The following is a 22,896-nucleotide window of genomic DNA, read 5'->3' as shown; positions in this document are numbered from 1 at the left end:
TTCGCCGTCGGTCCGCAGGGACCGCCGGACGTCAGGCGGGAGAGTGCCGCGTCGCAATCTTCTCCAGGGCGAGGGTGAGCAGGTAAAAGACGAGTCCAAGCACGATTGAGCCGAGCACAAAGGCGTAGGCGAGGGCGTAGTTGCTGTAGGCGGCGGCGGAGGTGATCGACTTGCCGAGGCCGGCAACCGGGCCACCGAAATACTCCGCGATGAGCGCAGAGATCACCGCGAGGGATGACGCGATCCGCAGCCCGGTGAAGAGGAACGGTAGCGCGCCAGGCAGAGTTACGGTGCGGGTCGCCTGCCAGGAACTCACGGCATACGCCCTCATCAGGTCCCGATGCACCGGTCGCACCTGGCGAAGCCCCCGCAGGGTGTTGACATAGACGGGGATGAACACCGCGAGGGCCGCAATCAGCTGGCGACCGGTCTCTGCCCCGGCTCCGAACATCGTGTACAGCACCGGCGCGAGAGCCACGATCGGCACGACCGCGAGTGCGGTGACCACCGGAAGCGTGGCCTCGTCGAACACCCGCACGAGGGCAGACACGATGGCGAACAGGATGCCGAACACGGCGCCGAGCAGCAGCCCGATGAGAGCGTTGAAGCCGGTGACCCTCGTTCCCGACCAGATCGAGCCGAACGCCCGCGTGAACTGGTCACCGATCGCTGTGGGGCTCGGCAGCACGTATGGCTTGATCGCGAAGCCGACGACAGCGAGTTGCCACAGCACGAGCACGACGACGCCGAGGATGACCGGGGCCAGGATCATCCGCACCCGCCCTGCTCCCGCGGCCCTCATCGTGTCTCCAGCCCGCGAGGCGCGGGGGCTTCAGAGGCGTACAGCACTTCCGCTCCAGGCGCGCCACTTGGCACCCCGGCGGCGGAGTCGGCTCGAACTTCCTCAGCAGGCACACCGTGCAGCGCCTCGCGCACTGCCTTCACCGCCGCGAAGAATCCGGATGCCTCGCGCAGCCCGTCATCACGGTTGCCCGCGCTTCCGAGCCCGACCGGCACGATTTCGAGGATGCGTCCCGGGCGAGGGGACATCACCACCACGCGATCGGAGAGGAACACCGCCTCCGGAATCGAGTGGGTCACGAATACGACCGCCGCTCCGGTTTCAGCACAGAGGCGCACCAGCTCGTTCTGCATCCGTTCCCGCGTCATCTCGTCGAGCGCGCCGAAGGGCTCGTCCATGAGGAGGAGTTCCGGAGACTCGGCAAGTGAGCGAGCGATGGCAACGCGCTGCTGCATTCCGCCGGAGAGCTGGTCTGGATAACGGTCGGCGAAATCGGAGAGCCCGACCAGTGCGAGCAATTCAGCTGCCCTGGCGCGCCGGGCCCTCTTACCAATCCCATGCAACTCGAGCGGAAGCTCGATGTTGCCCGTGACCGTGCGCCACGGCAGCAGCCCGGCCTGCTGGAAGGCGATGCCATAGTCCTGGTCGATACGGGCTTGCTTCGCCGACTTGCCGAAGACCTCGATGCGTCCGGCGGTCGGCTGGTCGAGATCGGCGATGAGACGCAGCAGTGTCGACTTGCCACATCCGCTCGGACCGATGAGGGAGACGAACTCCCCGGGTGCCACCGTGAGGTCGATCGCCTCGAGGGCGACCACCCGTTTACCGCGAGCGAGCGGGAAGATCTTGGATGCCGCACTGACGGTGACCGCGTTACTCATGCTGGTACCTCTCCCCGACGGTACTTTCTCAAGGCCAGCCCGATGGCGGCGACGAGTGCGGCGGCGAGCAAGCCGATCACCACGGCACCGAAGATCGGCGCCCAGGGTTTGCCTGGATCACCACTGGCAGCGGAGGCGTACTCGATCATCATTCGACCGACACCGCCGCGGAGCCCGATCGACACCTCGGCGACCACCGTGCCGATCACCGCGTTGGCTGCGGCCAGCCGCAGGGCCGGAAGCAGATACGGGATGCTCGCCGGCAGCCTCAGGGTGAGCAGTGTCTTCCACCAGCCGACCGCATAGGTGCGCATGAGTTCCACGTGCTCTCGGTCGGGGGACTCCAGTCCGCGAAGGGCACCGACCGACACCGGGAAAAAGGCAAGATATGACGCGATCAGGGCCACAGACATCCAGTCCTGCCAGCGGGCCTCTCCGAAGCGCACCTGGGAACCGATGCCCGCAACGAGCGGTGCGAGTGCGATGAGAGGCACGGTCTGGCTCAGCACCACCCAGGGCAGCAGTGCGGATTCGGCGGTACGGAAGCGCTGCATAAGAACCGCGAGCAGCATCCCGACCACCACGCCGATCAGCCAGCCCACCGCGGCGACGCTGAGGCTGAATCCGGCCGCCTGTGTTACCGCGCTCCAGAGCGCGGGAGACCCAGCGGCCGAGGTGACCGGCTCGAACAGGCGAGTGAACATGGTCGCCAGGTGCGGCATGGCGAGGTCGTTCGTCCGCGGCAGCACGGTGAGCCCGTTCAGCACCACGCCATTCGACGGGCCGATCGCCTTGTACCCCTCCCACAGCACGCCGAGCAGCACGATACCGAGAGTGCCGAGCAGGATGCCGCGAAATCGAGTCATGCTTTGGCCGTGATGTGGTCACGCATGGTCGGGATCACGGTCTCGCCGTACACCCGGAGGGTCTCTTCTTTATTGTCGTGCTGCAGGTACCCGGCAAACTGGTCGACACCGAGCTCCTTGAGCGCCTTCAACTTCTCGATGTGCGCCTCGGCGCTGCCGAGCAGGCAGAACCGGTCGACGATCTCGTCGGGCACAAAATCCGTGTGGGAGTTGCCCGCGCGACCGTGATCGTTGTAGTCGTAGCCCTCGCGGCCGGCGATGTAGTCCGTGAGTGCTTTCGGAACCGCGCTATCCGCCCCGTACTTGGCGACGATATCGGCCACATGGTTACCGACCATGCCGCCAAACCAGCGGCACTGGTTGCGCATGTGTTCCCAGTCATCTCCGATGTACATTGGCGCGGCCACGCAGAATTTGATCGACAGGGGGTCGCGGCCCACTTTCTCGGCGGCGGAACGCACGGTCGCGATCATCCACTCCGCGACATCCAGGTCCGCCATCTGCAGGATGAAGCCATCGCCGACCTCACCGGTGAGCTTGAGGGCGAGCGGACCGTATGCCGCAACCCAGACCTCGAGTTCGCTGCCGACGCTCCACGGAAACTGCAGCTGGGCCCCGTTGTACTCCACCGAGCGGGAGTTTGCGAGCTCGCGGATCACATGGATTGATTCGCGCAGCGTCTTGAGTGTCGTCGGAGCACCGTTCGTCACCCGAACGGCAGAATCCCCACGCCCGATGCCGCAGATGGTGCGATTGCCGTACATCTCGTTGAGCGTCGCGTAGATGGATGCCGTGACAGTCCAGTCGCGCGTGGCCGGGTTGGTGACCATCGGACCGACCTTGATTCGGTTCGTCTCACTCAGGATCTGGCTGTAGATCACATAGGGCTCCTGCCAGAGCAGGTGTGAGTCGAAGGTCCAGGCGTAGTCGAAGCCGTGCTGCTCGGCGAGCTTGGCGAGGTACACCGTGCGCGAGGCTGGTGGGTTGGTTTGCAGAACTGCTCCGAATTGCATCGGCTACCTCTCGTGGTGCGACTGAATATGGGGTGCGCTCATCAGATCAGATACTGGGAGAGGCCGCGCGGCACGTACTGGCCGTCGCCCTTCGTGCCGAGGTACCGGTCGTCGTCGACGATCACCTTGCCGCGGGAGATCACCGTATCCACATGGCCGTCGATCTCGAAGCCCTCCCAGGCGCTGTAGTCCATGTTCATGTGGTGCGATCGGCCCTCGCCAAACCCAATCGAGGTGTGGCCGTTCGGATCGTAGATCACGACATCTCCGTCCGCCCCAGGCTGGATCACGCCCTTCTTGCCGTACATGCCGAACATGCGGGCTGGCGTGGTGGAGGTCACCTCGACCCAGCGCTCGAGCGAGATCTGTTTGTCGACTACACCCTGAAAGAGCAGGTCCATGCGGTGTTCCACCGACCCGATACCGTTCGGAATCTTGGAGAAGTCGTTGAGGCCCATATCCTTCTGGCCCTTCATGCAGAACGGGCAGTGGTCGGTGGACACCATCTGAATATCGTTGGTGCGCAGGCTCTGCCACATGTGGTGCTGGTGGCCTTCCTCGCGCGATCGCAAGGGGGTCGAACACACCCACTTGGCGCCCTCGAAAGTTCCCCACTCCGTGCTCGAGGCGGCGAGTTGCTCCTCAAGCGAGAGATACAGGTATTGCGGGCAGGTCTCGCCGAAGACGTTCTGCCCGGCATCGCGGGCGGTGGCAATCTGCGCAACGGCCTGTTTCGCGCTCACATGCACGACGTAGAGCGGTGCGCCCGTGAGATTGGCAAGCATGATCGCACGGTGCGTTGCCTCCTCCTCGGCCTGCCAGGGCCGGGTTGTGCCGTGGAAGTAGGGCGAGGTGTTGCCTGCGGCGATGGCCTGCTGCACGAGCAGGTCGATGACACTGCCGTTCTCGGCGTGCATCATGATCATCGAGCCGTTGGACGCGGCCTTCTGCATGGCCTTGGTGATCTGCCCGTCATCGGAGAGGAACACACCTTTGTAGGCCATGAAGAGCTTGAAGCTCGAGACGCCCTCCTTCAGCAGTTCATCCATCGCGACCAGCGATGAATCCTGCACATCGCTGAGGATCTGGTGGAATCCATAGTCGATTGCGCACTGCCCGGCCGCCTTGGCCTGCCAGAGGGTGTACTGGTCGATCACGTTCTCGCCGGCGTACTGCACCACGAAATCCACGATGGATGTCGTGCCACCCCAGGCCGCAGCCCGTGTTCCGGTCTCGAAGGTGTCGCTCGCACTTGTGCCGCCGAACGGCATCTCCATGTGGGTGTGCGCATCGATGCCGCCGGGGATCACATACTTGCCGCGTGCGTCGATCACCGCGTCGACATTGGCGGCGACATCGAATCCGAGCAGCTGGGATCCGGGTGCCAGCACCGCCGCGATCGTCTCGCCGTCGATGAGCACGTCGGCGAGGGCAGTGCCGGTGGAATTGACGACGAGTCCGTTGGTGATGAGTGTCTTCACGTGATCGCCCCTACGGCTTCGGGATGCTCGTGTACGACTCCGGACGACGGTCGCGGTAGAACTGCCAGTTGTCGCGCACCTTTCGGATCATGTCCAGATCGAGATCTCGGATCACGATCTCCTCGTGCTCACCACTGCCGTAGCCGCCGATGATGTTGCCCTGTGGGTCGACGAACTGACTGTTGCCATAGAAGGTGACCGCCAGATCCCCGTATTCGTTGTCTTCGCGTCCCACCCGGTTGGGAGCTGCGACGAAGTAGCCATTCGCCCCGGCAGCCGCGGGCTGCTCGATCTCCCAGAGCCGGTTGGACAGACCCGGCTTGGTTGCGTTGGGGTTGAAGACGATCTGCGCGCCGTTCAAGCCGAGCTCGCGCCATCCCTCCGGGAAGTGGCGGTCGTAACAGATGTAGACGCCGATCGGCCCGACAGCCGTCTGAAAGACGGGGTAGCCGAGATTGCCGGGTCGGAAGTAGAACTTCTCCCAGAATTTATCGAGGTGAGGGATGTGGTGCTTGCGGTACTTGCCGAGGATCGTGCCATCGGCATCCACCACCACAGCGGTGTTGTAGTAGACGCCCGGCATGTCTTCTTCGTAGATGGGCAGCACCATCACGAGGTTCAGTTCCTTGGCAAGAGCGGCGAAACGCATAACGATCGGCCCGTCCGCGGGTTCGGCATAGGCGTAGTACTTGGCGTCTTCGGTGATGCCGAAGTACGGCCCGTAGAAGAGCTCCTGGAAGCAGATCACCTGGGCGCCATCCGCCGCCGCATCACGAGCGAATTGCTCGTGCTTGGCGATCATCGACTCCTTGTCGCCGGTCCATGTGGTTTGGGTGATCGCTGCGCGTATGACAGTCAATTGGGCCTCTTTCGCCGAGCCGTGTGTCTCAAGGTTGTGTTATTGTGCGCCGTAAACATTTCACTTATGTTTCTGTCTATGACGTTGGCGTAAACATAGGGCTGATTTAGATCAAGATCAATCATTGACAACGGGGGTCCGGCGTGAAGCAGATCGCTTGTGCCGTGGACGTGCCGACGCCGCACGGAATTGCGGCGGCTGTCGCTCGCCTCATCACCTCCGGTGACCTCGCCCCCGGCGACCGTCTTCCGACCGTGCGTCAGCTCGCGATCGATCTCGGAGTAAGCCCGGCCACCGTTAGCCATGCCTGGCAGGCACTCTCCGGGGTCGGGCTGATCGTCTCGCGCGGACGCAGCGGGAGTTTCGTGATGGCCGCCCCGCGCAAGTGGCTTCCCCCACGCTTCCAGGGTCTTGCCGGGCAACTCGAGGCGACTCGACTTGATCTCTCGAGCGGCACCCCTGACCCCCAGCTTCTGCCCGCGCTCGGCACCGCACTGTCACGGGTAGCGGAGCGTGCCGGCACGTCGAGCTACCTGGACCAACCGGTCATCTCGGAACTCGAGACGGTGTTGCGATCGAGCTGGCCCTACGAGGTGGAGGCGATCACGGTGGTCGACGGTGCGCTGGATGGACTGTCCCGCGCCCTGGAGACCGTGATCCGGTTTGGCGACCGGGTGGTGGTGGAAGACCCCGGATTCCCACCGATGTTCGATCTGCTCGAGCACTTTGGGGCCGTTCGCGTGCCCGTCGGCCTCGACGAAGACGGAATGCGCCCCGACCTTCTGCAGGAAGCGCTCACTCTGCGGCCCTCCGCGATCCTGCTGCAGCCCCGGGCGCACAACCCCACCGGCCGGTCGCTGACGAGGGCTCGCGCTGAAGAGCTTGCCCGCGTCATCCGCCTCAGTCGGCACGCGAGCGACGCCATTGTGATCGAGGACGATCACTCCGGCGAGATCGCGGTCTCCCGCGATGTGAGTCTCGGCACCTGGCTGCCGCGGCAGGTGCTGCATATTCGCAGCTTCTCGAAGTCGCACGGTCCCGACCTGCGCATCGCGGCCATCGGCGGCCCGACCGAGATCATCGAAGCTCTCGTGGCCCGGCGCATTCTCGGCCCTGGCTGGACCTCGCGCATGTTGCAGACGATCCTTCATGACCTGCTCACCGACTCAACCTCGATCTCGGAGGTGAATGACGCCCGGCTCATCTATCGGTCCCGGCAGAGGCGACTCTCGGAGGCGCTTGCTTCCCACGGGGTGACGCTGCCACCCTCCGATGGCATCAACACGTGGCTCGAGGTGGCGGATGAACGGGCCGCTGTCGTGCAGCTGGCCGCCGCAGGCATCCGGGTGGCGGCTGGTACCCCCTTCACCGTGAGCGCCGGACAAAACTTCGTGCGAGTGACCGCTGGACTGGTGCGCAGCGACTTCGACTCGATCGCCGAACTGCTCGCGACAGCTGCCCGCGCCTGACATCGCGCTGTCCGGCCGCCCGCTGCGAGGTGGCTGCCGCCGTTCGTCAGCCATGCCGCCGTTCGTCAGCCATGCTGCCGAACGTTAAGCCGCACGGCTGACGAACGGCAGCATGGTCTACAACGGAAGCGCCCAGAGCGAGCGCTGCAACTCGACGGCTACTTGCCGTGCGACCGCAGCAACTCCGCGACGCGGATTGCGTCGCCCTCTGGAGCATTTGATTGGCGATCCGGACGAGCGATGAACAGGTACAACAGACCGATACCTATGACGATCGCGAGGCCGATGAGCACAATCCAATCGTTCAGGAATACCCCGGACCGTCCCGGCAGCGCGATCAATACCATCGCAAAAATCCCGTAGACAAGCGCCGCGACATTGATTGCGAACCCGAACTTCCCGAGGCTGAATGGTCCCGCCGGTCGCCACCCCTTGATCCGCTGCCGCAATGACGCAAGCACTACGGATTGGAATGCCACATAGATGCCGAGCACAGCGAACGAGGTGATCTGCGTGAGCAGGCCATCCGGGCCGACAAAGATGATCACGCAGATCACGACCGGGATGCTGCAGGCGACAATCAGCGCATTGGTTGGCACCTTGCTGCGTGGTGAGACCCGAGCGAGCCATCGGTGGCCGGGGATCATGCCGTCTCTCGCGAAGGAGAACAGCAACCGACTCGCGGCTGCCTGGAGGCTCAGGACGCAGGACAGGAAGGCCGTGAGCGCCACAAGAAGAAAGATCTTCGCGCCAATATCCCCGAGCGACGCTTGCAGGATCGCTGGTATCGGATCGGCGTCTTTTCCGTCAACGATGGCCTGCAGGTTGGGTGCGGCCATGACATAACCGCCAAACGCGAGAAGCGAGGACACCCCACCGACCACGATGGTGAGAATCATCGCTCGTGGGATGCTGCGGGCCGGGTCTGCTGTTTCTTCTGCGACATCCCCACAGGCCTCGAAGCCATAGAACAGGAACAGCCCGGCGAGGGCCGCCCCAAGGAACGCAGCACCGTATGAGCCGTTGCCCTCGACGCCCATCGACGTGAAGAACACGCTGAATTCCTGCTGGCGTTGGAAGATCAACAGGTACAGCCCGACCGCGATCACGCCGATGAGCTCAGCGGCGAGGCCGATCTTGGCAACCCGACCAAGAGTCTTGGTGCCGGTGAAATTGAGTCCGAGCGCGACGACGAGGAACAGCACCGTGAGCCCGAGCGTCACGGTTTTGGTAACCGGCAAGCCGACGAGGCTAGCGAGGAAACCGCTTCCGTATTGCGCAACTGCCGTGATCGTGACGATCATCGCCCAGATGTAGACCCAGGCCGACATCCATGCATATCGACGCCCCCAGAGGCGACGGGTCCAGGGGTAGATTCCGCCGTGGATCGGATACTGCGACACGACCTCACCGAAAACCAGGGCAACGAGCATTTGCCCTCCCCCCACGATCAGGAGCCAGAAGATCGAGGGCGGGCCCCCGGTGGAAACAGCCAACGCGAAGAGTGAATAGACGCCGACGAGCGGGGAGAGATAGGTGAAACCGAGGGCGAAGTTGGCCCAGAGAGTCATCGAGCGGTTGAACGTGTCTTCGTAGCCGAGGACGGCGAGATGCTCGCTGTCGGTTCGGGGAGACGTTGGGGAAGAATCAGCGGGCATTGTTACTTTCCGGACTGGTACGTGAACCATCACGATCGGCATTGATCGTGACCTTCTCACAGGCTGAGGCACAATCTAGCGCTATTTAGGCCTGCATCTGGTTCACGATTCAGCCGCGTCGCGTAAAGCTCAGTCGGCAACTCGCACAGCGCGCCGAATCCGCGCCCACAGAGAAGCCGGAACCAGGATGGCGCGCAGGCGCCTTCTGCCATCGACGGCCGCAAGCAGGTCGCTGATGGTGCGGCGCACATCGACGGCCAGTGGGAGCGAGCTCGTCAGCACGACTCCCCCGCCTGCCCCCGGATCCTGCCCATAGCTCTCGCGCTCCACCGCGGACCGCACCCGATCGAGCGGGCCACGATCGGCAGCCCCGATCGACTGCGCAAGAAGGTCAGCCACCTCGCGGGGGGTCGCAGTGTCGGCAATATCGATGCCGAGATCGGCGGCGGTATCGAGAACCTCCTGCCATGCCGTGCGGGCCGACGAACTGCCCGCGGCCAGTGAAATAAGCCGTCGTCTTCGCAGCAGCATTCGAGCCACGGCAGGTGCCAGCAGGAGAACTGCCACCGTGCCAAGCGCAAGAAGGAGCCAGCTCCAGGTGTCGATCGGTGTGACCCGAGCCCCGCTGGCCGTCGCTTGCTTTGTCGGCTCGGGTGCGAGGGGCGCCGCGGAAGTGGAGGGCTGGGCACCAGCGCTGTTCACCGGCGCCGGGGTGGCGGTATTCACTGGCGTCGGCACATCCGGGGATGCCACGTCCGCGTACGCGGGCACCTCACCACGGCTGACCGTCGGCTCGAACCGGGTCCAGCCAATGCCCTCGAAGTAGAGCTCGGGCCAGGCATGCAGGTCGCGTGAGGTGACGGTGAACGCCGTTCGACCGTTGCGCATTTCCGGGAGTTGGGTGCCGGGAAGAAAACCGACAGCGATGCGGGACGGGATACCGAGGCTGCGTGCCATCACGGCCATCGCCGAGGCGAAGTGGATGCAGTATCCCTCCCTCGCCTTCAAGAATGACGCAATCACCGTCATGCCCGTGCCGTCGTACCCTTTGTCGACTGGTGCAGTCTCGGAGTACTGAAATTCGCCGTTGCGAAAGTATCCCTGCAGCAATAGGGCTTTCTCGTAATTGTTCGCAGCGCCGCCCGCCACACGGTTCGCGGTGTCGGAGATGATTTTCGGCAGGTTCGCCGGCAGCGACAGGAAGCGGTCAAAGCCGGCCGGTACCGTTGTGCCAGCGCTCGCGAGTTGAGCGGGTGTCGGAGCGATGACAAGACTGGTCGCTCGATAGGTCTCGTTGCGAGCATCACGGTTGGGACTCTTCACCGTGAGCCCGTCGGAGTCCCAATACCAGTCTCCATCGAGTCCGCCGACGCTTGCCGTGGGGTACGGCAACGGAAGCCACGGGCTGGTCAGATCGTCGACGGAGACTGTGACCTGGTCTTGCGTGGTGGCCACGTCAGGCGCCAATCCGGGCGGGGCACCGATCGCATCCACCGTGTTCGCCGAACTCTGGCGAAACGTATTCGGGCCCCAGTTCGCCCCGCTGAAGTTTTCCAGACTCACCAGCCGCAGGTACTGCGCGGTACCCGACGCGGTCGTGTAGCCGAGCACCGTGCGCTCCACACCCTGCCGAAGATTCTGCCCTAGCGATAGAACCGGGTTCACGCCAGAGCTGACGCCGGTGCCGTTCGTGATCTGCGCCGGACCCACTGCGGGCAGGAGCAGCGGCACCACGAGCGCACCAACAACCACAGTCGACGCAAGAGCAATGGTGAGACCGGTCTGCCGCCGCGCGGCACCGGATCGCAGCAACACCAGATAGGCGAGTGCGGCAAGTGCGAAAACAATGGGATCGGTGATGTCGACGCTCACGGCACTCGGAACAGCCAGCAGTACGAGCAGGGGTGCACCGGCAAGCGCGGGCGTTCGCAGGGTGGTGGTCAGCAGGTCGGCGAGGATGACGAGGGCCCCGAATCCGAGGCACAGCAGGAACATGATGGGCACGTTTGCCGACGCCGGGAGAGACTGCCGGGAGATGGAGAGGTTACCGGCCTCGACGAGCTGCTGGAAACCCATCCACGAATCAGCGGTGGGGATGATGCCGAGAAACGCCGTGGCGGGAACGAAAACCACGGTGACAACCAGCACAAGCACGACCGCCGCGGCGAGGGGTGGAAGCAGCCGACGATAGCCACTTGCCCGTGCGGCAGCGAGCGTGACCGGCACGAAACGCCGCACACTCGCCGCAGTGCCGAGGAGCACGACGCTGAGCATGGCGAGTTGGAGCCACCACAGCACTCCATCGAGGAGCACGTGGAGTCCCGCGAGCGTCACCAGAAGAGCGAGGAGAAGAGCGCCACTCATGCGCAGTTCGGCCGACCGGGCGGCTCGCGTGCTCGGTGGCACCGCGGGTCGCCGTGCAGCGGCAGGCGCAGGACGGGTCGCAAGATCAGGGCCGCTCACCGGCGCCCCTCCGGCTCGAATTCCGCCGCAGTGTCCCGACCGGCGGGCGCGGACTCATCCTGGACTGTCCCAAGGGCGAGCCAGGCTCTATCGATCGGATCGTCGACCTGCACGGTGACACACGACCACCCGGCATCAGTGAGTGCGCGCGCGAGGGAAAGCTGTCGTGGTGCGACCAGGAAAGCCACGGCGAGGTCAAAGGACTGGCGTTGCGCGCCGAGTCGCTCAACGGTTGCCGCGTCGGCGTCAGAGACGATGGCGAAGACCAACCCCTGCGATTGATCCGGCCGTTGCACTCCGCGAAGCAGCGAGAGCTCCTCGAGCGGTGCCTCGCTCAGTGTCACGGAAGCAAGGCTCTCGAGGAATTCGTCCGGATGCTCAAGCGAGGCGAGTTGAGCCGGAGCTGTTTCGATCACCTGCACCAGGAATCCGCTGCGGGCAAGGTGCACCCCGAGCGACGCAGTGAACGCCACCGCCCATTCGAAGGCCTCACTCTGCGGTCCTTCGCCGTCGAGATTAGGGGTGATGTCCCGGTAGTTGGCGAGCCTGGTGTCGAGCAGAATGCGCGCCTCGGCGTGGCTGTGCTGTTCCTCCTGCCGCACCATTAGCTTGTCGGCATGCGCCGAGGCGCGCCAGTGAACTCGGCGCAGCGCGTCACCGCTGCGGTATTCACGGGTCATCAGGTCATCTTCGCCGCCGAGCGTCCGTCTCTTGAGCACGCGCGTCTGGCCCTCGTCAGTCGACATCGAGACACCGCCGTCAGCCAGTGGCACGAGTGCGGGCGTCACTGTGAGGGTGGCGCTGGTTCCGGCAACGAGAGCTCCGTCAGCGAGACCGAAGGGGTCGGTAAAGTCCACGAGCATCGGCCCGATCGCAAATATTCCCCGGTGTGGCGGGGTGACCTCGTAGCGAAAAAGCACACTCGACCCACGCCGGGCAAAGCGTGGTCCTCGCGGCATGAGCGCCGGCAGGGCAGCGGGCTCGGTTGCGTACGGCGGCCACGGCCAGGGGTCGCGCCAATTGGCACCCGCTGTGCCGGAGGAGGAGAGATTGCTCACCCTGATATCCGCCACTGTCGGATGTCCTGCACTCACCACGGCCGGTGAGAAGGAGCGTTGCACCGACAGCCGTATGCGCCGAAATCGCACGAAGGCAAGCGCCAGCAGGGGAAGCAGCACAAGAAAGCAGCCGAGATAGAGCAGTTCACCGCGACCCAGCCAGTAGGAGGAGGGGATGGCGAGGCCTCCGGATACGAGGAGCACCCAGCCGCGTCGGGTGAGGCGCACGGCACGCCGAGCGGGCACCCGACCAGCGGAGCCGGTGACCATTTTCGTGAGCGCGCGCGCCATAGCCGTCATGGCAGCCGGCGACCGCACCGAGCGAAGCGCACCAGTGCCTCGCCGGCCTGTACCTGCTCCGGAACTCCCCGGCCCAGCGCTTCCGCGCCCAGTACCCCTCTGTTCGGCACCCCCGTGTTCGGTACTCGCGCGCTCAGGCATCAGGCTGGCAGGCGTCGCGCGGGCGCATCAGACTGATCGGGCCGGGTTCACGGCACCAAGGGGCACCGGGGTGGCCGCCACGATGCGCGCAATGATTTCGGCGGCCGCTCTCGAGGCGAGGAGGTTACCGTTGCCCGACGCACGACTGGTCGGGATCACGCGATGCCCCAACACCGCAACGGCGAGAGCGTCGATGTCGTCAGGGAGCACGAACTCCCGCCCGTCAAGGGCCGCTCGGGCTTTTGCCGCTCGCACTAGTTGCAGTGTGGCACGGGGGCTCGCACCCAGTCGCAGGTCGCGATCGCGCCGGGTGGCCTGCGAGATACTCACCGCATACTCTTCCACTGCCGAGGAGACGAAGACGGTGCGGACGGTGGCGATCATGGCAATCAGCTGCACTGTCGAGACCACCGGCTGCAGATCAGTGAGGGGGCTGGCGGATTCGCGAGTGCGCAGCATTGCGATCTCGGCCGCCTCATCCGGATATCCCATCGAGATACGCGCCATGAACCGGTCGCGCTGTGCCTCGGGAAGTGGGTAGGTTCCCTCCATCTCGATCGGGTTCTGCGTTGCAATCACGGTGAAAGGCGAGGCGAGGATGCTTGTGGATCCGTCGACCGTCACCTGGCCCTCCTCCATACTCTCCAGCAGCGCGCTCTGGGTCTTCGGGCTCGCGCGGTTTATCTCATCACCGATCACGATGTTGGCGAAGATCGGACCCGGCTTGAATTCGAACTCGCGCTCGACCTGGTTATAGATCGACACCCCGGTGATGTCGGAGGGGAGCAGGTCCGGAGTGAACTGGATGCGATTGACGGTGCAGTCCACCGACTTCGCCAGCGCCCTCGCGAGCATCGTCTTGCCGACCCCGGGAACGTCTTCGATGAGCAGGTGTCCTTCGGCGAGAAGAACGGTGAGCGCCGTCTGCACTGCCTCCCTCTTGCCATCGATCACCGTCTCGATCCTGCGGATGATCTGGTCGGAGTTGCGGGAGAATTCGTCGAATCGCATCGCACTCTCAGTGCTGTCTTTGCTCAGGTCGTTGCTCGTCATGTGTCGCGCTGGTCCCGCCCATTGTTCGCCAAGTCTTCGTCCAATATCCCAGACCGGGGCTCACTGTCGTTCATTTGTCTAGGGAATACCCAGCCAGCATCGACACCACACACAGGTATCTCAGAGGCGTGGCTCGAGCTAGCGTGGACACCGTGAAAATCACCGTTCTTTCTGGAGGCGTCGGCGGCGCCCGATTTCTCCGCGGCCTGCGTCACCACCTGCGCGAAACGCTTCCCGACGGGGACGGGGGTACCACCGCCGAGATTACGGCGGTGGTGAACACGGGTGACGACATGTGGCTCAGCAGCCTGCGAATCACACCCGACCTCGACTCGATCATGTACACACTCGCCGGGGCAAACGATGAGGTGCGCGGCTGGGGGCGCATCGGCGAGACCGAACGGGTCAGCGCTGAGCTCAACGCCTACGGTGTCGGGTGGCCGTGGTTCACCCTCGGGGATCTGGATCTGGGCACACATATCGCCCGCAGCCATTTTCTGCGCTCCGGCCTTGCTCTCAGCGAGGCAACGGCCCGTATTACCGCCCGGTGGAACCTCGGTGTCACTCTGCTTCCGGTCACGGACGATGAGGTAGAGACCCAGGTCGTGACCGACGACGGCACGATGCACTTCCAGGAGTGGTGGACCCGGCGCCGAGCTTCGGTCACCGCGCGTCGTTTCGAGCAGCGGAACGTGCACACCGCACGCCCTGCACCCGGCGTTCTCGAGGCGATCAGTGGCGCTGACGCGATTCTCTTCGCTCCGTCGAACCCGGTCGTGTCGATCGGAACGATCCTCGGAATCCCGGGCGTGCGGGCGACGCTGGTCGGCGCATCCGCTCCCATCGTCGGGGTATCGCCGATAATCTCGGGTGCCGTCGTGCGCGGAATGGCGGATGCCTGCCTCAGCGCGATCGGCGTGCAGACCTCGGCTGAAGCTGTCGCTCTGCACTACGGCGGCCGCAGGTCGGGCGGGCTCCTCGACGCCTGGCTCGTGGACGAGTCGGATGCCGACGCTGTGGCAGCGCTTGCCCCGGCCGGGATCACCTCATTCGCGGCGCCGCTCTGGATGCGCGACCTTGAGACAAGCGCACGCCTGGCAGCCGATGCCCTCTCGCTCGCCCGTCGCTGAGCGGTGCCTCCCAAAAGGGGTGTGCCGATCGGTCCCCCGCTGTGGGTCGTTATTTGGAGGCACGCTTCCCACGCGCCTCAACACCTTCGTCCCGAGGAGCGAGCCGACCAGCCCGCCGAACATCGCTGTACTCGACGCGTCAACGCGCCTGTCTGGCGGAAACACGGCAGCAGTCTCAGCAGCCAAAATGACTATTCCGATCAGTGGCAGAAACAGTGCTGCGCGCACCAGAGCAGCATGAAATTACGATTAACGAAGAAGGATCTAATCGAGATGTGCATGCTGTCCGCTGGCGAGCGCTCGCACGGTCCGGATGCCGAGCCGACCCGCAAGCACGGCGAGGTCTTCCGGCAAATCGACGTCATTACGCAGCCCGGAATTGGAAGATACGTCGAGCGGAATATATCCCGCTGACCGGTGGACGTCACTCGATCCGACACCGAACGCCGGAGCGTGGATCGCGCCGTGTACCGCCGTGATGAGCGCGGTTCCCTGGCCGCACGCATCCGCAACCATCGCGAGCGGATGCGACCGGGCCGCGGTGAGCGCGGCACCGAACTCGGTCGACGTGAGGGCAGGCAGATCGCCGAGGAGCACAGCGATCCCGCCGCCCGATTCACTCAGTTCGACGGCGGTTGCCACCCCGAGCGAGATGGCGGCAGCGAGGCCAGCGGTCTCCTGCACCACCACGGAAGCACCGAGGTCGACGAAGACGGCGGATGCTTCCGCAGTCGTGACGACGAGCACCCTGGCCACTCCCCGCGCCTCCATTGCCGCCGCCACAGTATCTGCTGCCATCGCAAGGGCGAGGGCGGAATTATCGCCGGGGCCGAATCGGGACTTCGCCCGGCTCGTCCCCTTCACCGGCACGACAATGACCCAGTTTGTTGTCGGTGGCACCTCCTCGGCGCGCGGCCCGGACGTGCGGATGCCTGAGCCGGTTGAGGATCGCTCGTCGGCGGATCCCGACGGATCACTCACGTGCGTCGCGCTGTCCCGCTGCGAAACCCTGGTTCCAGGCTTCGTCCGTTCCGAGCCGGAACATGTCGTTCGCGGCTGGGCGCACCAGGGACCGGGCGCCCTCAGCATCCTCATCGAGAAGGTGCGCGAGTCCCCGCACCACCGCCACTGGCAGCCCGCCGCTCTTGCGCTTCACCAGATCTGCGGCGGAGGCGATCTCATCGCCGGTGGCCGGAATCGTGACATCGAGACGGCGTCCCTGCGTATCGAGAGAGCCGCGCAGGTCGTCGAGCACGCGCACACCGCTCGCCCCGATCGCCGCGTCGGTCTGACCTTCCCGCCAGGCCCGGCCGAGGGTGTCGGTGATGATCACCCCGAGCCGCACACCGAAGCGGTACTCGAGGGCCGTGCGCAGGCGAAGCGCCGAGGCATCCGGGTCCCGTGGTAGCAGCAGCACCGTGCCCTCCGGTGTGTTCGACGCGTCGACACCGGCTGCGGCCGCCACTATGCCGAGGTGATTCTCCACGATGCGCGTGACTCCGCCGTGATGCACCTTCGTTGCGACCACTCGCACGGTCTCGTCGGTGATGGCCTGCTCTCGATCTGCAGCCAAAACAAACCGGCCCTCCGCTTTCGACACGATCTTGGAGGTGACGGCAAGGATGTCCCCCTCTTCGAGTGAGCCAACAAGATCGCCGATAATTCTCGCGAGGTCATCCCCCGCCACGATCTCAGGAATGCCCTCGATCGCCCACACACTCAGCACTAGCGCACCAGTTTCGGAAGAACGTCGCGCGCGAATAGGTCGATCCATTCGCGCTGGTTGCGTCCGACGTTATGCAGGTAGATGCGGTCGAAGCCGAGATCGAGGTAAGACTGGATCAAGGCGCGATGTGCGTCCGGATCCTCCGATACGAGCATCCGTCCCTCGAAGTCCTCTGGCCGCACCAGCCGAGCGAGTTGCTCGAATTCGAAGGGCGAGCGGATGTCGGAGCGCGGGAATCGCATGCCGCCATTCGGCCATTCGGTCATGGCGTTTGCCATCGCAACTTCAGCGGTCGGGGCCCAACTGAGGTGAAGCCGCAATACCTTGATGCCGCCCGTCCGGCCGGATTCCCGCGCCCCCTCGTCGAAGCGGGCGAACAGGCCGGCGATCTTGTCCATCGGCGCCCCATCGATGATGATTCCGTCCACGGTGCGGCCAGCGCGTTTGGCCGTTACCGGCCCAGAGGTTGCCACCAGGATCTCGGGCGCCACCTCAGGCATCGTCCACAACCGGGTAGATTCCAGCGTGAAATGCGCCCCGTTGTGTTTGGTGTCTCGGCCGGCAAGTGACGCCGTAAACAGCTTCTTGATGATCTCGATCGCCTCGAACATGCGGTTGATCCGCTCGGCGGTTTCGGGCCAATACGCACCGGTCACATGCTCGTCGATCGCCTCGCCCGACCCGACCCCGAGCCAGTGCCGGCCCGGATACATCGCCGCGAGCGTCGCGCTGGCCTGTGCCACCATTGCCGGATGCCAGCGGAATGTTGGCACAGTCATCCCGGTACCGAGGTCGCCACTCGTCGTCTGCCCGAGCGCTCCGAGCACATTCCAGACGAAACTCGCTTCACCCTGGTGCGGCACCCACGGTTGAAAACGATCGGCCGCCATCACTCCCGAAAAGCCGTGCTGTTCGGCATAGGCTGCGAGCGCGAGCGCCTCGGTTGGCGGGAATCGCTCCAGCATCGCGGCATACCCGATGGCCACAGCGCCGTGGTGGGCGGCGGCCCGGGCAGCGGTACCGAGGGCAGCGGTACCAGCGGATGGATGGGGAGACGGCACAGTCCATTGTCTCAACTCCCGCGGGGCCACGAGAGCTCCGCATGCCTGCGGTGCTCTTGACACTCGTTCGAGGGCCACCATAGGTTGAAGTACGGCACACCGCAGTGCCGGGCGTTTACGGGCGCGACGGAAGCAAGGGAATCCATGGCCAACGACAATGCAGCCACAACGCACAGCGAACCGGCGACCAACTTCGAAAAAGCCCAGGCGTCAGAACCGTTCCAGCGTCTGAGGGCCACTCACCGGAGCTTCGTGTTTCCTCTCGGAATCGCCTTCCTGCTCTGGTATTTCGCCTATGTGCTGCTCGCTGATTACGCCCATGAGTTCATGTCGACTCCGGTAATCGGAAACATCAACCTCGGCTTGTTCCTCGGGCTGGCACAGTTCGTCACGACCTTCGCCATCACCACCTGGTACGTCTCCCACGCGAACCGCAGGGTCGATCCCCTTGCGGATGAGTTTCGCCATAATCTGGCATCGGGTGGCCACACCGATGCGGATCCGGCGAGTGGCAGTGGCAGTGGCAGTGGCAGTGGCAGTGGCAGCGGAGCACAGTCATGAGCACGCTGGCGATTCTTGCCGCGGCCGAGTCCACAACCGTAGGCAACCCCGTTCTCAATATCAGCATCTTCGGCGGCTTCGTGGCAGTCACGCTCATCGTGGTGCTCAGGGCGAGTCGAAACAACAAAACTGCAGCCGATTACTACGCAGCCGGGCGATCGTTCACCGGGCCTCAGAACGGCACCGCAATTGCCGGCGACTACCTCTCCGCGGCATCCTTCCTCGGCATCTGCGGAGCAATTGCGATCAATGGTTACGACGGATTCCTCTATTCGATCGGGTTCCTTGTCGCCTGGCTCGTCGCACTGCTCTTCGTGGCCGAACTCATGCGCAACACCGGAAAGTTCACGATGGCCGACGTGCTGTCGTTCCGACTCAAGCAGCGGCCGGTGCGCCTCGCTGCGGCCACGACGACTCTCGCGGTCTGCTTTTTCTACCTGCTCGCCCAGATGGCCGGAGCGGGCGGTCTCGTCTCCCTGCTCCTCGGCATCAACGACCGGGTTGGCCAGTCACTTGTCATTTCTGTCGTCGGAGTACTCATGATCATCTACGTGCTGATCGGGGGCATGAAGGGCACCACCTGGGTGCAGATCATCAAGGCCGGTCTCCTCATCGCCGGCGCCTTCATCATGACGATCTGGGTGCTGGCGATAAACGGTTTCAACCTCTCCACACTCCTCGGGGCCGCCGCGGATCGAGGTGGCGAGGCCATATTGACGCCCGGGCTGCAGTATGGCTTCACCGGTATCAGCAGACTGGACTTCATCTCCCTCGCTCTCGCACTCGTCTTCGGAACCGCGGGGCTCCCCCATGTACTGATGCGGTTCTATACGGTGCCGACAGCCCGCGAGGCTCGCCGCTCGGTGGTCTGGGCGATCTGGCTGATCGGCGTGTTCTACCTCTTCACCCTCGTGCTGGGATATGGAGCGGCAGCACTCATTGGTCGGGACAGGATCCTCACCGCCCCCGGGGGTGTCAATTCTGCGGCGCCGCTCCTCGCCTTCGAACTCGGCGGGCCGATCCTCCTCGGGCTCATTTCCGCTGTGGCCTTCGCGACGATCCTCGCGGTCGTCGCCGGTCTCACCATCACCGCTGCGACATCCTTCGCCCATGATGTCTACGCCAGTGTGATCAAGAAGGGCAGGGCTGCGCCGGGGACCGAAGTCAGGGTCGCTCGTATTACCGTGGTCGTCATCGGCGTTTTTGCGATCGTCGGCGGAATCGGCGTGCAGGGGCAGAACGTCGCCTTTCTCGTGGCACTCGCCTTTGCGGTAGCGGCCTCAGCGAATCTGCCCACGATTCTCTACTCGCTCTACTGGAAGCGATTCACCACGCGCGGAGCGCTCTGGAGCATGTATGGCGGGCTCGGATCGGCGATCCTACTGATTGCCTCCTCCCCGGTAGTGTCGGGATTGCCGACGTCGATGATCCAGGGTGTGGACCTTCACTGGTTCCCGCTCAGCAACCCCGGCATCGTCTCCATCCCGCTCGGCTTCCTCCTCGGCTGGCTCGGAACGATCACAAGCCACACACTGGAAAACCCGGCGATCGCCGCGGAGATGGAGGTTCGTTCCCTCACCGGATTCGGCGCCGAGGAGGCCACTGACCGCTAGGCTCCTTCGAATACGTCCACCCGACCTCCGCCGGTCAATGGGACCCCGCTCTATCGCTGGGCAAAGGGGTCGATGTCGGCTTTTCTCACGAATTCCGCGAGAAGGAGGCCACCGATGGACAGAACTTCATTGCTGGACAGAACTGTACGAATCGTCGCTTTCGTTGTACTCTTCGCGAGCTTTGCGGTGCTAGTCATTTTCCACTGGATACCCGCGCTCCGGTTCTTGCCAGTGGGTGGCGCCCTGCTCTTCGTGAATAAAAACACCCTGTCAGGGGCTCCCAAAGATGGGTCCAATAACTGGCCGAAGTAACCAGGGGTCCACGCCCAAGTGGCGTGACGAGTGCCGCGGTTGCAGCTTTAGCGCCAAGTAATATCGATGGGCAGATGCTGTAGTACGCGTGCTACACCCGTGGTATGTTGACTCCATGACTACAGCGCAGCCGAGTCCACAGCCTGACCCGCAGCAGGTGCGACAAACGGTGGGCATCAGAGAGTTGAAGCAGAGCCCGAGCGAAATCATCGCGAAGGCGGCAAGCGGGGTGCGTTTCGAGGTTCTCAGCAATGGGAAACCTGTCGGGGTTGTCATCCAGCGCGAGACCAACACACGCAGCCGATGGGTCGGTTCCGCTGCGTTGGCGGCCCTGGTCCCTCTCGCGAGCGGCGACAGCACTGGCTGGGCAGACGACCTCCGCGCCGGGCGCGAACTAAGTGACGATCCAATTCTCGATCCCTGGGCCGAAACTGCAAACCGAGCGGCCGATCGAGCTGAAGCGTGATCCTGCTCGACACGAGTGTGCTCATAGAATTTCCGGACGTCTGGGCAGAAGATGAGATCTTCGCTTGCAGCACGATCTCTCTCTCCGAGCTACAGTTCGGTCTTCAACTTACGGTCGGCTCGTCCATGCACACTGCGCAGCAAGCCAGGCTGACGCTGCTGGAGTCACTGTTCGAGTGGACGCCCTTCGATGAGAAAGCGGCGGTGGGCTACGGGACACTGGCTACAATCGTGAGCCAGACGCGCCCCAATCACGCCCGCAGCAAAGACATCATGCTCGCCGGGCACGCCTATTCCCTTGGCGCCGCGATTATGACGCGCAACCCGAAGGATTTCGAGCTGGTCAGCAAGATGGTTACTGTCCTCTCGGTATAGCGCCACTACCTCCCTGGAGGTCGCAGCACTGGATGAAACAGCGCCGGGTGAAACAGCACCGGGTGTGTCGGCACCGCGTGAGACAGCATGCCCGTTTGCGTCCGCGTCGGTCCACAACCTACCAACTTGGGTGAACTCAGCTTCGAGATTCAGATGCTCGACGAGATCATCGGCCTGCTCGGCCCAGTCCGCTCGCACGACTGCTTGCTCTCGTTCGCCAAGGTCGTCGTTCGGGGCCTCGCCTGCAAGCACCCGCTGGATGAGGTAGGCGACTCTTTCTTCGGCAGCCCGCTCAGGGCCCACCCGCCACCACGCTCAGTAGCAGCCGATCGCTCGAAGCCATGAGACTCAATTCACGCAGAGTGAGACGGGGATAGTGGTGGGAACAAGGTCCGACCAAGTTGACCTCGCCGGCGTGCGCACCTTCGTGCGCGTCTTGTTACTGGGCATCCGGCGTATCCGGCCCCAGTTCAGGGCAGTGCCGTCAGCGCTCTTCACGTCGCGCAGTCTCGTTTACAAGCGAAGCACCCGCATCGCCCTTTTTGAAGAGCCGTCCCGTGAGTGCACGAGTTATGACTCGGATTTCTTCGGAATGGTGTCGTTGGGGTGCGCGCGCAGGTGTGCCTCAAGACGGCGAATGCGATCCTCCTGATTCTGGTGTTCGATCTCGCGCTCGAGGGCCGCAAGTTCACGCTCGGTAGTGCTCTGGGAGTGCGGCGACTGAGCACTGCCGCGCGGCGCCTCCCGCCGGCGCGGGTCACCAAAACTGCCGAGCTCGGCGGTCTGCCCAGAGTCCCGGCCGATGACGAACCAGAGCACCGAGCCGATCAGCGGAAGCAGGATCACGATGATGATCCAGATGGGCTTATCGAGGTACCGGATCATCGACTGGTCAGCCCGGATGATGTCGACGAGGGCGAAGATCATGAACATGAGACCAAGCCCGGAAATCAGAAGGTACATGAGCCGAGCTTAGAGATAGCCGAGCCAGAACACGAGACCCCGGGCGGGTATCCCCCTCTGCTCCTGCGTCGCATGTCGCCTTCGCATTAATGCGAGCGCCGGGATACGACGAAGGTGAGACCGCGAATGCCTCAGCCGGTCTGAAGAAAGTCTGCAACCGCCTTCGGCACGTAGGGAGCGACATCTCCGCCGAGACCCGCGACCTGGCGCACCAGAGAACTCGAGACGTGCGCGTGGGCGGGATCCGGAAGCATGAAGATCGTTTCGACGTCAGCCAGATTGCGGTTCACGATCGCCATCGGCGTCTCGTAGGCCACATCCAGTTGGGAGCGGACACCCTTCACGATCACGCTCGCCCCGACCTCTGTGCAGTAGTCAACGAGCAGTCCAACACTCCAGGAGGTCACGATGATGTCGCCCTCGAACCCGGCATCCACAATCGCCCTCTCGATCAGGGCAACCCGCTGCGCGACCGGAAGCAGCGCGGTCTTCGTCGGGTTGTGAACGACCAGCACGTGGATCCGGTCGAAGATCCTGGCTGCCCGTTCAATCACATCGAGGTGACCGAGGGTCACCGGGTCGAAGGAACCGGGAACGACGGCGATCCTGCTCATGCTGCGAGCCTACGGCACGGGTGTTACAAGTT

23 protein-coding genes are annotated in these 22,896 nt (G+C 64.0%); 7 read left to right on the top strand and 16 right to left on the bottom strand.

What is annotated here, in order from left to right:
- Positions 1 to 31: 31 nt before the first annotated feature.
- The 6 genes from IWX88_RS03015 to IWX88_RS02990 are packed head-to-tail and all read right to left on the bottom strand — an operon-like array spanning position 32 to position 5,902.
- A complete protein-coding gene (locus IWX88_RS03015) occupies positions 32 to 802 on the bottom strand; it encodes an ABC transporter permease (RefSeq protein ID WP_196827005.1) in 771 nt (256 codons plus the stop codon).
- Positions 799 to 1,683 carry an ABC transporter ATP-binding protein gene (locus tag IWX88_RS03010; RefSeq protein WP_196827003.1) on the bottom strand — a complete coding sequence of 295 codons (885 nt, stop codon included), beginning with the start codon at positions 1,681 to 1,683 and terminating at the stop codon, positions 799 to 801. Before IWX88_RS03010 ends, IWX88_RS03015 begins: the two co-directional genes overlap by 4 nt.
- The gene (locus tag IWX88_RS03005) at positions 1,680 to 2,549 is read right to left on the bottom strand and encodes an ABC transporter permease (protein ID WP_196827001.1); all 870 of its coding nucleotides are present in this window, start codon (positions 2,547 to 2,549) and stop codon (positions 1,680 to 1,682) included. The genes IWX88_RS03010 and IWX88_RS03005 overlap by 4 nt, the downstream gene beginning before the upstream one ends.
- Positions 2,546 to 3,562 (bottom strand): TIGR03842 family LLM class F420-dependent oxidoreductase, encoded by a 1,017-nt coding sequence (locus tag IWX88_RS03000; protein WP_196826998.1) that lies wholly within the window; start codon positions 3,560 to 3,562, stop codon positions 2,546 to 2,548. The genes IWX88_RS03005 and IWX88_RS03000 overlap by 4 nt, the downstream gene beginning before the upstream one ends.
- Positions 3,563 to 3,603: 41 nt before the next feature.
- On the bottom strand, positions 3,604 to 5,043 hold the full coding sequence (gene hydA / locus IWX88_RS02995) for a dihydropyrimidinase (protein ID WP_196826996.1): 1,440 nt from the start codon (positions 5,041 to 5,043) through the stop codon (positions 3,604 to 3,606).
- A gap of 10 nt (positions 5,044 to 5,053) precedes the next feature.
- The gene (locus IWX88_RS02990) at positions 5,054 to 5,902 is read right to left on the bottom strand and encodes a nitrilase-related carbon-nitrogen hydrolase (protein ID WP_196826994.1); all 849 of its coding nucleotides are present in this window, start codon (positions 5,900 to 5,902) and stop codon (positions 5,054 to 5,056) included.
- A gap of 143 nt (positions 5,903 to 6,045) precedes the next feature.
- Here IWX88_RS02990 and IWX88_RS02985 point away from each other — a divergent pair, with 143 nt between their 5' ends.
- Entirely contained in the window at positions 6,046 to 7,371 is a 1,326-nt protein-coding gene (locus IWX88_RS02985) for an aminotransferase class I/II-fold pyridoxal phosphate-dependent enzyme (RefSeq protein WP_196826992.1), read from the top strand.
- A gap of 158 nt (positions 7,372 to 7,529) precedes the next feature.
- On the opposite strand, the gene IWX88_RS02980 is transcribed toward IWX88_RS02985, so the two are convergent.
- The 4 genes from IWX88_RS02980 to IWX88_RS02965 all read right to left on the bottom strand — a co-directional run bounded on the left by IWX88_RS02980 (position 7,530) and on the right by IWX88_RS02965 (position 14,044).
- Positions 7,530 to 9,029 (bottom strand): APC family permease, encoded by a 1,500-nt coding sequence (locus IWX88_RS02980; protein ID WP_196826990.1) that lies wholly within the window; start codon positions 9,027 to 9,029, stop codon positions 7,530 to 7,532.
- Between the two features lie 129 nt (positions 9,030 to 9,158).
- Entirely contained in the window at positions 9,159 to 11,492 is a 2,334-nt protein-coding gene (locus tag IWX88_RS02975; RefSeq protein WP_196826988.1) for a DUF3488 and transglutaminase-like domain-containing protein, read from the bottom strand.
- A complete protein-coding gene (locus tag IWX88_RS02970) occupies positions 11,489 to 12,841 on the bottom strand; it encodes a DUF58 domain-containing protein (protein WP_196826986.1) in 1,353 nt (450 codons plus the stop codon). The genes IWX88_RS02975 and IWX88_RS02970 overlap by 4 nt, the downstream gene beginning before the upstream one ends.
- A gap of 177 nt (positions 12,842 to 13,018) precedes the next feature.
- Complete coding sequence (locus IWX88_RS02965; RefSeq protein ID WP_370568143.1) at positions 13,019 to 14,044, bottom strand: AAA family ATPase; 1,026 nt, start codon at positions 14,042 to 14,044, stop codon at positions 13,019 to 13,021.
- A 152-nt stretch (positions 14,045 to 14,196) separates the two neighbouring features.
- Here IWX88_RS02965 and cofD point away from each other — a divergent pair, with 152 nt between their 5' ends.
- Positions 14,197 to 15,174: a 2-phospho-L-lactate transferase gene (gene cofD / locus IWX88_RS02960; protein WP_196826983.1), complete on the top strand. Its 978-nt coding sequence runs from the start codon at positions 14,197 to 14,199 to the stop codon at positions 15,172 to 15,174.
- A gap of 264 nt (positions 15,175 to 15,438) precedes the next feature.
- Here the strand turns inward: cofD and cofC are convergent, their stop codons facing one another.
- The 3 genes from cofC to IWX88_RS02945 are packed head-to-tail and all read right to left on the bottom strand — an operon-like array spanning position 15,439 to position 17,865.
- Entirely contained in the window at positions 15,439 to 16,155 is a 717-nt protein-coding gene (gene cofC / locus IWX88_RS02955; protein ID WP_196826981.1) for a 2-phospho-L-lactate guanylyltransferase, read from the bottom strand.
- A complete protein-coding gene (locus IWX88_RS02950) occupies positions 16,148 to 16,948 on the bottom strand; it encodes a coenzyme F420-0:L-glutamate ligase (protein WP_196826978.1) in 801 nt (266 codons plus the stop codon). The genes cofC and IWX88_RS02950 overlap by 8 nt, the downstream gene beginning before the upstream one ends.
- Entirely contained in the window at positions 16,900 to 17,865 is a 966-nt protein-coding gene (locus tag IWX88_RS02945) for a TIGR03557 family F420-dependent LLM class oxidoreductase (RefSeq protein ID WP_196827831.1), read from the bottom strand. Before IWX88_RS02945 ends, IWX88_RS02950 begins: the two co-directional genes overlap by 49 nt.
- Before the next feature lie 240 nt (positions 17,866 to 18,105).
- Here IWX88_RS02945 and IWX88_RS02940 point away from each other — a divergent pair, with 240 nt between their 5' ends.
- Both IWX88_RS02940 and IWX88_RS02935 read left to right on the top strand, forming a co-directional pair.
- The gene (locus IWX88_RS02940; protein WP_196826976.1) at positions 18,106 to 18,522 is read left to right on the top strand and encodes a DUF485 domain-containing protein; all 417 of its coding nucleotides are present in this window, start codon (positions 18,106 to 18,108) and stop codon (positions 18,520 to 18,522) included.
- Positions 18,519 to 20,135 carry a cation acetate symporter gene (locus IWX88_RS02935; protein ID WP_196826974.1) on the top strand — a complete coding sequence of 539 codons (1,617 nt, stop codon included), beginning with the start codon at positions 18,519 to 18,521 and terminating at the stop codon, positions 20,133 to 20,135. Before IWX88_RS02940 ends, IWX88_RS02935 begins: the two co-directional genes overlap by 4 nt.
- 50 nt (positions 20,136 to 20,185) lie before the next feature.
- Here IWX88_RS02935 and IWX88_RS02930 read toward each other — a convergent pair whose 3' ends face one another.
- Positions 20,186 to 20,332 carry a hypothetical protein gene (locus IWX88_RS02930; protein ID WP_196826972.1) on the bottom strand — a complete coding sequence of 49 codons (147 nt, stop codon included), beginning with the start codon at positions 20,330 to 20,332 and terminating at the stop codon, positions 20,186 to 20,188.
- 230 nt (positions 20,333 to 20,562) lie between these two features.
- On the opposite strand from IWX88_RS02930, the gene IWX88_RS02925 reads away from it, so the two are divergent.
- The 3 genes from IWX88_RS02925 (at position 20,563) to IWX88_RS02915 (ending at position 21,632) form a co-directional block, all read left to right on the top strand.
- A complete protein-coding gene (locus tag IWX88_RS02925) occupies positions 20,563 to 20,913 on the top strand; it encodes a type II toxin-antitoxin system Phd/YefM family antitoxin (RefSeq protein ID WP_196826970.1) in 351 nt (116 codons plus the stop codon).
- Positions 20,910 to 21,287 (top strand): PIN domain-containing protein, encoded by a 378-nt coding sequence (locus IWX88_RS02920; protein WP_196826968.1) that lies wholly within the window; start codon positions 20,910 to 20,912, stop codon positions 21,285 to 21,287. Before IWX88_RS02925 ends, IWX88_RS02920 begins: the two co-directional genes overlap by 4 nt.
- 126 nt (positions 21,288 to 21,413) lie before the next feature.
- Positions 21,414 to 21,632, top strand: a complete 219-nt coding sequence (locus tag IWX88_RS02915; RefSeq protein ID WP_196826966.1) for a hypothetical protein — start codon at positions 21,414 to 21,416, stop codon at positions 21,630 to 21,632.
- Between the two features lie 225 nt (positions 21,633 to 21,857).
- Here IWX88_RS02915 and IWX88_RS02910 read toward each other — a convergent pair whose 3' ends face one another.
- Both IWX88_RS02910 and coaD read right to left on the bottom strand, forming a co-directional pair.
- Positions 21,858 to 22,250, bottom strand: a complete 393-nt coding sequence (locus tag IWX88_RS02910) for a PLDc N-terminal domain-containing protein (protein ID WP_231368740.1) — start codon at positions 22,248 to 22,250, stop codon at positions 21,858 to 21,860.
- Between the two features lie 131 nt (positions 22,251 to 22,381).
- The gene (gene coaD / locus IWX88_RS02905; RefSeq protein ID WP_196826964.1) at positions 22,382 to 22,864 is read right to left on the bottom strand and encodes a pantetheine-phosphate adenylyltransferase; all 483 of its coding nucleotides are present in this window, start codon (positions 22,862 to 22,864) and stop codon (positions 22,382 to 22,384) included.
- Between the last annotated feature and the right edge of the window lie 32 nt (positions 22,865 to 22,896).

The organism is Frigoribacterium sp. CG_9.8 (assembly GCF_015751965.1).
Taxonomy (GTDB): domain Bacteria; phylum Actinomycetota; class Actinomycetes; order Actinomycetales; family Microbacteriaceae; genus Lacisediminihabitans.
The sequence above is the reverse complement of the archived record's forward strand: the minus strand, read 5'-3'. Positions and strand labels throughout refer to the sequence as shown.